10 protein-coding genes are annotated in these 13,927 nt (G+C 49.4%); all 10 read left to right on the top strand.

The genetic code is table 11. From position 1 onward, the window contains the following. Positions 1-15: 15 nt before the first annotated feature. Complete coding sequence (locus tag GXP75_RS18005) at positions 16-711, top strand: rhamnogalacturonan acetylesterase (protein ID WP_242557471.1); 696 nt, start codon at positions 16-18, stop codon at positions 709-711. After that, complete coding sequence (locus GXP75_RS18000) at positions 704-1,366, top strand: DUF1961 family protein (RefSeq protein WP_242557470.1); 663 nt, start codon at positions 704-706, stop codon at positions 1,364-1,366. The genes GXP75_RS18005 and GXP75_RS18000 overlap by 8 nt, the downstream gene beginning before the upstream one ends. Continuing rightward, complete coding sequence (locus tag GXP75_RS17995; protein ID WP_242557469.1) at positions 1,363-1,989, top strand: YesL family protein; 627 nt, start codon at positions 1,363-1,365, stop codon at positions 1,987-1,989. The genes GXP75_RS18000 and GXP75_RS17995 overlap by 4 nt, the downstream gene beginning before the upstream one ends. Before the next feature lie 138 nt (positions 1,990-2,127). Continuing rightward, positions 2,128-3,978, top strand: coding sequence for a rhamnogalacturonan lyase (locus tag GXP75_RS17990; RefSeq protein WP_459539032.1), 1,851 nt, complete (start codon positions 2,128-2,130; stop codon positions 3,976-3,978). Between the two features lie 52 nt (positions 3,979-4,030). Next, positions 4,031-5,869 (top strand): rhamnogalacturonan lyase, encoded by a 1,839-nt coding sequence (locus GXP75_RS17985; protein WP_242557468.1) that lies wholly within the window; start codon positions 4,031-4,033, stop codon positions 5,867-5,869. Between the two features lie 106 nt (positions 5,870-5,975). Continuing rightward, positions 5,976-6,629, top strand: coding sequence for a rhamnogalacturonan acetylesterase (locus GXP75_RS17980; RefSeq protein ID WP_214916855.1), 654 nt, complete (start codon positions 5,976-5,978; stop codon positions 6,627-6,629). A 6-nt stretch (positions 6,630-6,635) separates the two neighbouring features. Continuing rightward, positions 6,636-8,627 carry a beta-galactosidase gene (locus GXP75_RS17975; RefSeq protein WP_242557467.1) on the top strand — a complete coding sequence of 664 codons (1,992 nt, stop codon included), beginning with the start codon at positions 6,636-6,638 and terminating at the stop codon, positions 8,625-8,627. A 46-nt stretch (positions 8,628-8,673) separates the two neighbouring features. Beyond that, positions 8,674-11,247 carry an exo-rhamnogalacturonan lyase family protein gene (locus GXP75_RS17970; RefSeq protein WP_242557466.1) on the top strand — a complete coding sequence of 858 codons (2,574 nt, stop codon included), beginning with the start codon at positions 8,674-8,676 and terminating at the stop codon, positions 11,245-11,247. A gap of 128 nt (positions 11,248-11,375) precedes the next feature. Continuing rightward, complete coding sequence (locus GXP75_RS17965) at positions 11,376-12,899, top strand: extracellular solute-binding protein (protein WP_242557465.1); 1,524 nt, start codon at positions 11,376-11,378, stop codon at positions 12,897-12,899. Positions 12,900-12,954: 55 nt separating this feature from the next. Then, the gene (locus tag GXP75_RS17960) at positions 12,955-13,911 is read left to right on the top strand and encodes an ABC transporter permease (protein WP_242557464.1); all 957 of its coding nucleotides are present in this window, start codon (positions 12,955-12,957) and stop codon (positions 13,909-13,911) included. Positions 13,912-13,927 lie beyond the last annotated feature (16 nt).

Here is a 13,927-nt window from a genome sequence, read left to right as displayed (position 1 = left end):
GGAGAGGGATGAACGATGGAAAAGCAGATTCAAGTGTTTTTAGCGGGAGATTCCACAGTGAGCGATTGTCCGCCGCACGAAGCGCCGATGGCGGGCTGGGGGCAAGTCTTGGGCCGATTGTTTTCTCAGGATGTAAAGGTGCAAAATCATGCGAAAGGAGGCGCGAGTACGAATTCTTTTGTTGAGGAAGGCAGGCTGAAAGCGATTGCCGAGAAGATTTCACCGGGAGATTACTTGCTCGTTCAATTCGGCCACAATGACCAAAAACCGCGCGGCACAGAGCCGTATTCCACGTATCAGCAATACCTCAGGCAATTTGCGGAAACAGCGCGCGGTAAAGGGGCAGTGCCTGTTTTTGTTACCTCAGTCCAGCGCCGCCGGTTTGATGCGGACGGGCGAATCGAGCATACATTGGGCGAGTATCCGGAAGCAATGAAGGCTTTGGCGAGTGAATTAGATGTGCCGGTCATTGATCTGTTATTGAAAACAAAGGCACTTTATGAAGCATATGGAGTTGAAGAGTCAAAGCGTTTGTTCGTCTGGTTTGAGCCGAATGTACACCCGAATTATCCAGAGGGCATTCAGGACAATACGCATTTTTCGGAAGAAGGGGCCTTAGAGGTGGCAAAGCTTGTCGCAGAAGGCATCGCAGAATGTAAGCTTCCGCTGAGCCGCCACCTTTTGAGTGTGGAGGAAAACAGCGATGTATAAGGAAGGTGTTTGTCTGTACCGGAATCCTTTACGCACACCTGAGGATGTAAAAGACTGGCGGATGGAGGGCGGCGGAAGGCTTTCTTTTGAAAACGGCTCGTTGAACCTGTCACATGAAGACGACGGAGCGCATTTTGTTTTATGGTGTCCGGAAACATTTCCCGACGGCATCGTTGTGGAATGGAACTTTTACCCAATCGAACAGCCCGGCCTTTGTATGCTGTTTTTTGCGGCAGCGGGAGGTAAAGGGGAGGACCTCTTTGACAGCGGTTTGAACAAACGAACGGGAAGCTATCAAGAGTATCATTCAGGTGATATTAACGCGCTGCACTTGTCTTATTTTCGCAGAAAGTATGCGGAAGAAAGGGCGTTTCGCACCTGTAATTTAAGAAAAAGCCGGGGCTTCCATCTCGTCGCCATGGGAGCCGATCCGCTGCCCTCGCCGGAGGACGCCGATTCTCCATATCGCATGAAGCTTATAAAAGTGAAGGATTACGTGCATTTTTCAATCAATGATCTTCCCGTTATAGAATGGCGGGATGACGGCAAAACATACGGGCCTGTCTTACACGGCGGGAAAATCGGGCTGCGGCAGATGGCGCCAATGAAAGCCGCTTATCACGATCTGTCTGTGCATCAAGCGGTGAGAAGATGAAGACGAATGTGGCGGATGCTCTTTATGCAGGCTGCGAGGCTGTTGTGAAAATCGCGTGGCTGAACGGCTTGTGGCTTTTGTTTACACTGGCGGGCGGTATTGTTTTTGGGTGGGCGCCGAGCACAGCCGCCATGTTTGCCGTGATCAGAAAATGGCTGATGGGACAAAAGGATGTACCGGTTTTTGCGACCTTTCTTGGCGCATATAAAAAAGAGTTTCTAAAAGTAAATGTGATTGGTTTGACATTTATGGCCCTGTTATTTGTTTTGGCTGCCAATTATCATTATTTTTCAGCGAGTGCAGACTGGCTGTCGTTTATGATTACAAGCTGTACATTAATGGCAGGTCTCATTTATATGGTGGCGCTGATGTATGTCTTTCCCCTCTATGTTCATTATGAGCTGCCTTTATTGAAATATTTGTCCCAAGCCGTTTTGTTCGGCGTCATGCGCCCGCTGACCACGGCCTGCATGCTTTTAGGGAGTGCGTTTGTCCTTTATGTGTTATATACGCTTCCGGGGTTGATCCCCTTTTACGGTCCCAGTTTATTCGGGCTTGTGCTGATGTTTTTTGCTTATCGGGGGTTTGTAAAGACGGAAGCGCAACACCATCAGGCTCCATAAACAAAAAAGTGATAAAAACGCAAAAAAGTTCAGTCCCTCAATACCTCTTTTGCAAAAAAGTGCAATTGATGGCAGCACGCCCAGCGCATACAATCCAATTTGGGTAAGCGTTTACAACAAATGGGAAGGGGCTGTCTGATGAGTATGCAAAAGAAAAGCATGTTGTCCATTTTCACTGTATTGACACTGTTATTGATGATCGGTGCATCAGTATTTCCGGCTAAGGCCGAGGGGGCGGCAAGACAGATGGAGGCTTTGAACCGAGGGCTTGTGGCTGTAAAGACAGAGAGCGGAGTATTTATCAGTTGGAGGCTTCTGGGCACAGAGAATGCTTCTGTTTCGTTCAATGTGTACAGAAACGGGCAGAAACTGAATGCTTCACCCATTGCCTCAAGCACAAATTATTTGGATAAAGGCGGTTCAACGAGCGCTGTTTACCAGGTGAAGGCCGTTGTAAACGGAACCGAGCAGGCAGCGTCTGAAAAAGCGGCGGTATGGGGAAAGCAGTATCATTCTGTTCCTCTGAAAAAGCCGGCCGGCGGCCAGACGCCAAAAGGCGAATCGTACACATACAGCGCCAATGATGCAAGTGCAGGCGATGTGGATGGGGACGGAGAATATGAGCTGATTCTCAAGTGGGACCCATCCAATTCAAAAGACAATTCTCAGGACGGCTATACCGGTGAAGTTTTCATTGACGCATATAAGCTTGACGGGACATTGCTGTGGCGGATCGGGCTTGGAAAAAACATCAGAGCGGGCGCGCATTATACTCAATTTATGGTATATGACCTGGATGGTGACGGTAAAGCGGAAGTGGCCATGAAGACAGCAGACGGAACAAAGGACGGGACAGGAAAAGTGATTGGCGATGCAAATGCCGACTATCGCAATGAGCAAGGGCGCATCCTTTCCGGGCCGGAATATGTAACCGTGTTCAAAGGGGATACGGGAAAAGAGCTTGTCACCGCGAAATTTGAACCGGCGAGAGGGAATGTTTCCGATTGGGGCGACAGTTACGGAAACAGAGTCGATCGTTTTCTGGCTGGAGTAGCGTACCTCGACGGACAAAGGCCGAGCCTGATAATGACGAGAGGATATTATGCGAAAACGATGCTTGTCGCTTATAACTTCAGAGACGGAAAGCTGTCAAAACTTTGGACTTTTGATTCAACAAAGTCGGGAAATGAAACGTTTGCCGGGCAGGGCAACCACAATCTAAGCATAGCGGATGTCGACAATGATGGAAAAGATGAAATCATGTATGGCTCAATGGCTGTCGATCATGACGGAAAAGGGCTGTATTCCACAGGACTTGGGCACGGGGACGCGCTGCATACGGGCGATCTCGATCCAAGCCGTCCGGGCCTTGAAGTGTTTCAGGTTCATGAAGATAAAAACTCTCCTTATGGCTTATCCTTCCGAGACGCGGCAACAGGAAAAATCATATGGGGGGTGCATGCCGGCAAAGATGTAGGCCGGGGGATGGCCGCTGATATTGATCCGCGCTATCCGGGACAGGAGGTATGGGCAAACGGTTCGCTTTACACGGCAAAAGGCGTGAAGATCGGAAGCACTGTTCCTTCATCGACCAACTTCGGCATCTGGTGGGACGGAGATCTCCTGCGAGAACAGCTTGACAGTAACAGGATAGATAAATGGGATTACCAAAATGGCGTATCAAAAACATTGTTAACAGCCTCGGGCGCCGCTTCCAATAATTCCACGAAAGCGACGCCGAGTCTTCAGGCGGATTTGCTCGGCGACTGGAGGGAGGAAGCTGTATGGCGGAATGAAGACAGCAGCGAACTTCGGATCTATACAACGACAGATATCACGGAGCACCGTGTGTATACACTGATGCATGATTCCGTTTACCGCCTCGGGATCGCTTGGCAGAATGTCGCCTACAATCAGCCGCCTCATACAAGCTTCTTTTTAGGAAACGGGATGGCTTCACCGGAAAAGCCAAACATGTACACGCCCTAATGCGGAATGAAAGGGGGAAGGAACGGGCGTTTTCCACGCCCGTTCCAATCAAATGAAACAAAAAAAGAGACAGATGGAATATCTGACAAGAGGTCTCATCGCAGTGAAAACCGAAGGCGGCGTATTTGTCAGCTGGCGTTTTCTCGGCACCGATGATGAGGATACAGCTTTTCATCTTTACAGGAATGGGCAGCGGGTGAGTAAAAAGCCGATCACAGAGAGCACCAATTTTCTTGACCCGGCGGGAACGTTAGCTTCTGTTTATCGTGTATCGGTTGTGAAAAAGGGCTTTGAAATCAGCCGTACACCGAAAGCCGCGGTCTGGCCTGAACGGTTCCTTACGATTCCGCTCAAAAAACCGGAAGGCGGCACCACGCCGGACGGACAGCCGTACACCTACAGCGCAAACGATGCAAGTGTCGGGGATGTGGACGGTGACGGTGAATATGAAATCATCTTAAAATGGGACCCGTCAAATTCAAAAGACAACGCCCATAATGGCTATACAGGCGAGGTATTGATTGATGCATATAAACTGGACGGCACATTTTTATGGAGAATCAATCTCGGAAAAAACATCAGAGCAGGCGCCCATTACACCCAGTTCATGGTGTATGACCTTGACGGGGACGGGAAGGCCGAAATCGCGATGAAAACAGCGGACGGAACAACAGACGGGATAGGCAATATTATCGGAAATAAAGATGCTGATTTCAGGAACGAACAAGGCAGAATCTTATCCGGCCCCGAATATTTGACTGTGTTTAAGGGAGAAACCGGTGAAGCGCTCTCGACCGTTGATTATGATCCGCCCCGCGGCACACTTGAGGATTGGGGGGACGGATATGGAAACCGGATGGACCGTTTTCTGGCGGGAATCGCTTATCTCGACGGTGAGCGGCCGAGTCTTGTGATGGCACGCGGCTATTATACGAGAACGGTTCTTGCCGCATACAATTTTAGAAACGGCAGGCTGGAAAAACGGTGGATATTTGATTCGGATGTACCGGGACATGAACGGTACGCCGGACAGGGGAACCATAGCTTAAGCGTGGCGGATGTGGACGGTGACGGAAAGGATGAAATCATTTACGGCGCCATGGCTGTCGATCATGACGGCACCGGTCTGTATACAACGGGGCTTGGACACGGTGATGCGATGCATGTCGGCAATCTTGATCCCTCACGCAAAGGGCTGGAGGTTTTTCAAGTGCATGAAGATCATTATTCGCCGTATGGATTGTCCTTCCGGGATGCCAGAACCGGCGATATATTGTGGGGAGTCCATGCCGGCACAGACGTGGGGAGAGGCATGGCGGCCCACATTGACCCTCAGTATGAAGGCTCGCTCGTTTGGGGCATCGACCCGCCGGGGAACGAGGGAATTTCATATGGCCTGTTCACCAGTAAAGGAGAAAAGGTCAGTGACAAAGCGCCCGCATCAGCCAACTTTGCCATCTGGTGGGACGGCGACTTGGTACGAGAACTGCTGGATCACGACTGGAATGGAACGATCGGCCGGCCGAAAATTGATAAATGGGACGCTGAAAACCGATGCCTGAAGACGGTTTTTCAGCCGGAGGGAGTGCTGTCCAACAATGGAACAAAAGGAAACCCGGTACTCCAAGCTAACCTGTTCGGGGACTGGCGGGAAGAGGTCATTTGGAGAACGGAAGAAAGTGATGCGCTCCGCATCTATACAACGACCGACGTCACACGCCACCGCCTTTATACACTGATGCACGACCCGGTATACCGACTCGGGATTGCCTGGCAGAACACAGCTTATAATCAGCCGCCGCACACAGGCTACTATCTCGGCACGGGAATGAAAAAGCCGCCGAAGCCTGCGATATATCTGGCGGGCAACAAAGCACAAATGCCGCTTTAGGAGGGGAAGTATAAAATGTCCGCATGCTCCAATCACTGCCTTTTTCAGATGAAGAGCTTGCCGCTATTGAAGCGATTTTAATGAAACCATTAAGGGGGAATGATTGATGCCAAATCATATTTATCTTGCCGGTGATTCCACTGTTCAGACATACGGCCAAAGCACGAATCAAGGAGGCTGGGGTCAATTTCTCGGCGGACATGTGCCGGATCACATTCAGGTGATCAACAAAGCGATCGGCGGCAGAAGCTCGAAAACGTTTGTAGAGGAAGGAAGACTTCAAGCAATCTTGGATGTAATTGAACCGGACGATTGGCTGTTTGTCCAAATGGGCCATAATGACGCGTCCAAGGATAAGCCGGAACGCTACACAGAACCATATACAACTTATAAACAATACCTGAAGCAATATGTCACAGGCGCGCGGGAAAAAGGCGCCCACCCGCTTCTGATCACACCGGTGGCCCGGTTCCATTATCAAAATGGCGTATTTTTAAATGATTTCCCTGATTATTGCACCGCAATGAAACAAACGGCTGCTGAGGAGAACGTACGGCTGATTGATTTAATGGAGAAAAGCCTGGCCTTCTTTACAGCGCAAGGCGAGGAAACGGTTTATTCCTACTTTATGGTGTCAGAAGGGGTCAATGATTACACGCATTTCACCAAAACAGGCGCAAATGAGATGGCGAAACTCGTTGCAGAAGGCATAAAAGAACTGGGTCTTCCCTTAACGGAATCGACTTTAAAAAAAGGATGAGATGACATGGCAAAAAAGCTATACCACGGCGCGTGCTACTATCCGGAACTATGGGATGAGGAAACGATTCAGCAGGACATTTCTATTATGCGTGAAACAGGCATTAACGTCGTTCGAATCGGCGAGTTCGCCTGGTCTGTCATGGAGCCTGAAGAAGGAAATATAAATGTCAATTTTTTTAAAGAAATCATCGGCCGTCTGTACGAAAACGGCATCGAAACCATCATGTGCACGCCGACGCCGACACCGCCCATTTGGCTCTCGCATGGCCGCCCGGAGCGAATGTATGTAAATGAAAACGGAGCGATCATGGGGCACGGATCGCGTCAGCACGCTTGTACCAATCACCCTTATTTCAGAAAAAAAGCAGCGCTGATCACGACAAGTCTCGCGAAGGAATTGGGGAGGCTGCCCGGCGTGATCGGCTGGCAGCTCGATAATGAGTTTAAATGCCATGTGGGAGAATGCATGTGTGAAACATGTTTGGGGCTGTGGCATGAATGGCTCAAGAATCGCTATGGTATGATTGACCGTTTGAATGAAGCGTGGGGGACTGATGTGTGGAGCGAAACGTATCAATCGTTCGAACAAGTGCCGCAGCCGGGCCCGGCTCCATTTTTGCACCACGCTTCTCTGCGCACGATGTATCAGCTGTTTTCTATGGAAAAGATTGCTGCATTTGCTGATGAGCAGGCAAGAATCATCAGAATCTATTCAGATGCGCCGATTTCCCATAACAGCACCGTCATGTTCAGTGTTGACAATGAACGGCTGTTTCAGGGGCTGGATGTCGCGTCATTCGATACGTACGCTACACAGGAAAACGCCTCCGCGTTCTTATTCAATTGTGATTTGTGGAGACATTTCAAAAAAGACCGGCCCTTCTGGATATTGGAAACAAGCCCTTCTTACGCCGCATCGCTTGAAAGCTACGCCTTGCCGCACGCAGACGGCTATTTAAAAGCGGAAGCGGTATCCTCTTACGCGTTAGGCGGCGAAGCGTTTTGCTATTGGCTGTGGAGACAGCAGCGTTCAGGCAGCGAGATTCCTCACGGTTCTGTTCTCAGCGCTTGGGGAGAGAAAACGATCGGCTATAAGAACGTGCTTGACGTTGAGCGGGCAAGGAAGGAAATCGAGCCGTTCATCATTTCGACCGTGCCGGCACAGGCGGAAGCAGCAATGACATACTCCGACAGAGCGAAAGCGTTTTTCAGAACGGAGCCTCATCGAGAACTGGATCATCGCTCTTTGGTTACCTCTTTTTACGAACGGATTCTGAAAGCCGGCATTCATCGGGATGTGATTCCCGAACATCATCCGCTAGACGGCTACAAGCTGCTTTTTACGCCGTATGTGCCTTACCTTTCTTCTGACTATATCAAAAAAGCTTCAGCGTTTGCCGAAGCGGGAGGGATTTGGATCGCGGGGCCGATGACGGGCGGACGTACAAAAGAGCATACGATCCATACGGATTACGCGCTGGGCGAGCTTGAAAAAACGGCGGGTATCAAAACGCTTTTCACCTTCCCTATGGATGAAGACACCGATTCCGGAAGAGCATTTGGCGTTTCTGCACCGCTTGGCTTATGGAGCGCGGTTTTTGATGCAAATTCAGGAGAAACCGTCGGCATCATTGAAAAGGGCCCGGCCTCAGGCAAGGCGTTTTTGACGGAACAAAAGCACGGGGCGGGCAAAATTGTCTTGCTCGGATCAACGCCTTCCGGAAAAGACGGAGAGGTTATGCTTGAAGCGCTTATTGCCCATTATGCCGAAGAAGCCGGTCTTACCTTCCGAACGAATGTTACACCAGGAACCATTGTGGCGCCAAGAATAGGCGACACCGGTTTGATATGGGTGATCGTAAATATGGATGGAAAAGGGGGGAGCGTCACACTCCCGGAAGCGGGAACTGACATGCTGTCAGCGCTTGCTGTTGATGCGGGAAGTTTGTCCATTGGCGAGTATGAGTACCGAATCATTCAGTTTGACAGACCATAGCTGATTCTTGACGGAGTCAGCTTTTTTAAATGGAAGGAGCGGACAAATGGCGAAACTGAAATGGCTGAGCAAACAGCCCCCGATGGCGGGCGGAGTGACCTGGGGGATGCCTTGGAAAAAAGGAGGCTTAAAAAAAGGAGAGTCTCTGACACTTTTGGATTCACAGGGAAATAGCTTATGTACGCAAAGCGAACCGTCGGCCTATTGGCCGGACGGGAGCGTCAAATGGACAAAGCATGCGGCTGTGTTCAGCGGACAGGCGGACTGCTGTTACGTTCTGCAAAAAGGCGAAGCTGCGGCACCCGACCAAACTGTCACTGTAAACGAGTCAGCGGATGTGATTAAGGCGGATACCGGACCGCTTACATGCACCATCCATACATCGGGGCAGGAGATATTTCAATCACTGGCCATTCACGGAAAGACAATTGCCGCGGGCGGGCGGCTGACTGCGATAAAAGAAACGAGAAGCGGGACAGAAGAAAGAATGATCCATGAGTATGAAAGCTCAGGCAGTTTCATCAAACAAGCAGCAGTTGAAACTAGCGGGCCTGTTAAAGCGGTTATTAAACTGGAGGGCGTCCATCTGAATAGGAGCACAAAAGAAGAGCGGCTCCCTTTTATCCTCAGGCTGACTTTTTACGCGGGCGTTTCCGAGGTTAACATCAAACACACGCTGCTGATTGACCGTCAATTTAAAGCGGAATTTTTGAAAGGAATCGGTATGGAATTCGACCTGTTTTTACAGGGAGAACCGTACAACCGCCATTTTCGTTTTGCAGGAGACACCGGTATTTATAAAGAACCGGCCCAGCTGTTTGCGACGCGTGCATTCAATGAACACAATGCCCTTTATCAGCGGCAGATCAACGGAGAAACGCTTACTCCTGAAGAAAAACACCAGAAACTGTTCTGCCACGGAAGACAGAACGCGGTCTGGAATGATGTGAAGCTCGTTCAGAATTCCTCCGATCATTACAGTCTGTATAAACGGACCGGAAAGGACTTTGCGTGGGTGAACATATTGCACGGAAAACGGTCTAAGGGGCTTTTTTATGCGGGCGGCGAGAATGGCGGCATGGCGGCCGGGCTGCGGCACTTTTTTGAAAAATATCCTTCAGCATTGGAAATCAGCGGCCTGGGCAGCAGCGATACAAAAATGACTGTCTGGCTGTGGCCGCCGGACGCCGAAGCGATGGATTTCCGCCATTATTCAAAAGGTACTCACGTTGTCAGCGCTTATGAAGGATTTGCGGAAATGAGGTCAGATCCGACTGGAATCGCAAATACAAATGAGATAAATCTGGCTTGCTTTTCACAAACGCCTGCGGATGCTGAGCTGAATCAGTTAACCGACCAATGGCAGTCTCCGCCGCTGCTCGTGTGTGAACCGAAGCATTATTACAGTTCACGGGCGCTTGGCGTCTGGAGCTTACAAAACACGGCCAATCCGTTAAAAAAAGAGCTGGAAGAACAGCTCAACGCCGCTTTTATGTTTTACAAACAAGAAGTGGAGCAGCGCAAATGGTACGGTTTCTGGAATTACGGGGATGTGATGCACACGTATGATCCGATCCGGCACATGTGGCGGTATGATCTTGGCGGATACGCGTGGCAAAACAATGAGCTTGTTCCTACTTTGTGGCTGTGGCAGGCGTTTTTTCGCTCGGGAAGAGAAGACATTTTTCGAATGGCCGAAGCTATGACCCGCCACACAAGCGAGACCGACTGCTTTCATCTCGGTGACTACGCGGGACTGGGATCAAGGCATAACGTCGTCCATTGGGGCTGCGGCTGCAAGGAAGCGAGAATCAGCATGGCGGGGCTTTATAAATGGTATTACTTTCTGACAGGCGATGAGCGTATGGGAGATGTGCTGACAGAGGTGAAAGATGCGGACTTTGCCCTCGTAAAAACAGATCCGATGAGAGAATTTTATTCGAAAGGAGAGCACCCGACGCACGTCAGAACAGGACCGGATTGGGCGGCTTTTTGCTCCAACTGGCTCGCGGAATGGGAACGAACGGGAAATCCTGATTATTTGAAAAAAATCACCACGGGCATCAGCTGTCTGAAACGCCTGCCGCTCCGTTTATTATCCGGTCCGACATTCGAGTACGATCCGGCGGCCTCGATGCTTCATCATATGGGCGACGGCACGGCTGGCGGCTATCACATGATTATCGCGTTCGGCGCGCCGCAAGTCTGGATGGAGCTGGCCGAGCTTCTTGAGGATGCGGAATGGGAGGAAATGCTGAGTGAATTCGGTGAATTTTACATGCTGACAGATGAAGAAAAACGGCAAAAAAGCGGAGACGCGCTCCATGACGGGCATTTTCATTGGCCGATGTTCGCCGCCTCGATGACAGCCTACGCTGCAAGAAAAAAACAAGACAAACAGCTGGCGGCCAAAGCATGGAATCTTTTGCTTGATCACCGAATGAGCCATACCCCGCTGCCGATCCAACCATCTCAGATCAACACATGGACACAGCTTGAGGAGCTCCCCTGGGTGACGACGAACACCGTATCTCAATGGTGTTTAAATGTCATGGCGGCACTGGAATTGATCGGAGATGAGCTGCCTGCAAGAAAAGAGAAACCCGGCAAAAAAGGATAACAGACAGAAAATCATAGGATAAAGGGAGCAAAAAATGAAGATTGCAAGATTTTATGTAAGCGCTTTATATTGAATAGGCAAAGGGAAAATCAAGCAGCAAAATGATAAAAAGGGGGACTTCGCGCATCATGAAACAATACGAGAAAAAAAGATTGCGAAAAAAATGGCTGGCCGTTCCGCTCGCTGTTTCCATCATAGCCGGATGCAGCCATTCAGAGACATCCAATCCTGAAAACAGCTCCAAAGACACGATCAACATTATGGCTCCTCTGCTTTCGCCGGAAAGCCCAGGCAGTAAAAGCCCGTCACTAAAAGCGCTGGAGACCTATACAGATGAAAACATTAATGTAACATGGGTGCCGGACTCGTCCTATAATGACAAATTCAATATCGTCATGGCTTCCGGAGACCTCCCGCAAGCGATTGTCATCAAAGATAAATCAGCCGGTTTCATTAAATCTGTTAAAGCGGGGGCGTTTTGGGAGCTGTCTCCCTATTTAAAAGACTACAAGAATTTAAGCCAGGCAGATGAAAAGATTGTCAATAACAGCTCTGTCAACGGAGAGGTTTACGGCATTTACCGATCCAGAGACCTCATCCGTGCCTGCATGATCATCCGGACGGATTGGCTTGAGAAAGTAGGACTTGATATGCCGGAAACGCTTGATGATTTCTATGAAGTGCTGAAGGCGTTTAAAGAAAAAGACCCTGACGGAAACGGCAAAGATGATACGTACGGCATGGTGGTGCCGAAATGGCTCGGACTCGGCAACGGAAGCCCGTGGGATATCCTCCAAATTTGGTTCGGAGCGCCAAACCGCTACGGCATCGAGAACGGAAAGCTCGTCCCTGACTTTACAACGAAGGAATACATGGACGCTCTGACCTTTTTTAAGAAGCTTTATGATGAAGGGCTGATCAACAAGGACTTTGCCGTCATGGATTCGGCGAAGTGGAATGATCCGGTGGTCAAAGGAAAAGCGGGTGTCATCGTCGATACAGGGTCAAGGGCGTCACAGATTCAAAGCGCGATGGAAGAGTCGGATGAGTCGGCGAAAGAGATCATTGATATTATCGGCACAGTCGAAGGCCCCAAAGGCAAGAGGACGTTTCCGACCTCAGGCTATTCCGGCATGATCGCCATTCCGAAATCAGGCGTTAAAACAGAGAAAGAGCTGAAGAGGGTGCTGACCTTCCTCGATAAGCTGAATGATAAAGAGGCGCAGATATTAACGAACAACGGAGTAGAAGGCCGCAATTACGAGCTGAAAGACGGCAAGTTCACCTCTCTCGAAAAAAACAACAAGGCTCTTCTCTATGAGCACGAAGGTCTCGCCCAGTTCAGCATGTCCATCCCTAAGAGCGAGTATTATATCGAAGAACAAAAAACGAAGCTTTTCCAGCACCGGAAAGATATCATTACTGCGGGCGAAAAAATAGCTGTATTCAACCCGGCGGAATCCTTGGTATCCGATGTTTATACCCAAAAGGGAGCACAGCTTGACAATATTATTCTTGATGCAAGAACGCAGTTTATCATCGGAGAAATCGACGAAAAAGGATTCCGGGATGCTGTCCGGCTTTGGGAGAACAGCGGCGGGACTGAACTTTTGAAAGACTTGAACAAACTGTATAAAGCATCATCCAAATAAACCAAGGCGCCTGTCTAAAACGGCGGGCGCCCTGTGTAAAGAAAGGAGAGCGGAGATGGAAACAGTGCCAAAGAGCAGGAAAAACCCCGTTCTTCATGCTGCCAATAAAACGGGCTGGCAGGCGGCCTTTAAAAGAGACAAGTGGCTTTATATTCTTCTTGTTCCCGGTATTTTATATTTTTTGATCTTCAAATATTTGCCGATGTGGGGTGTGTTAATCGCTTTTAAAGATTATTCTCCCTACCTTGGATTTTGGAAAAGCGAATGGGTCGGTTTGGAGTATTTTAAAGATTTTTTTATGAATCCAGATTTCTTCCGCCTCTTGCGGAATACGCTGATGCTGGCAAGCCTTGATTTGATTTTTGCCTTTCCCACGCCTCTTATTTTGGCATTGCTGTTAAACGAGCTGAGAAAAGCAGTTTATAAACGATGCATTCAGACGTTTATTTACGTGCCGCACTTTGTATCATGGACAATCGTTGTCAGCATTACCTTTGTCTTCTTTACGGTAGATACGGGGGTAATCAATAAGATTACTGAAAGCATTACGGGGCAGCAAATCTCGTTTTTGTCTGATGCCGATTGGTTCCGTCCGATGATTGTGATGCAAAGCATCTGGAAGGAAACGGGCTGGGGAACGATTTTATTTTTGGCCGCGCTGGCGACAGTCGATCAGGAGCAGTATGAAGCGGCCATCATGGACGGAGCGGGCCGGTTCAAACGCATATGGCATATTACGCTCCCGGCCATCAGAAGCACCATTATTGTCCTGTTGATATTACGAATCGGCAGCTTCTTAAATATCGGTTTTGAACAGGTGTTTTTGATGACGAATTCCCTGAACCGCAGCGTCGCCGATATATTCGACACCTACGTTTATATGGTGGGGATTACCCAGGGCGCTTATAGTTACAGCACTGCGGTCGGTCTTTTTAAATCTGTTGTCGGGATTATTTTGATTTTCGGAGCGAACTACATTGCGAAAAAATTCGATCAGGAAGGCTTGTTTTAAGAACAGAGAGAAGGAG

The sequence above is a fragment of the Bacillus sp. HU-1818 genome, from assembly GCF_022695965.1.
GTDB lineage: Bacteria > Bacillota > Bacilli > Bacillales > Bacillaceae > Bacillus > Bacillus atrophaeus.
This window is presented reverse-complemented; position numbering and strand designations above follow the sequence as displayed.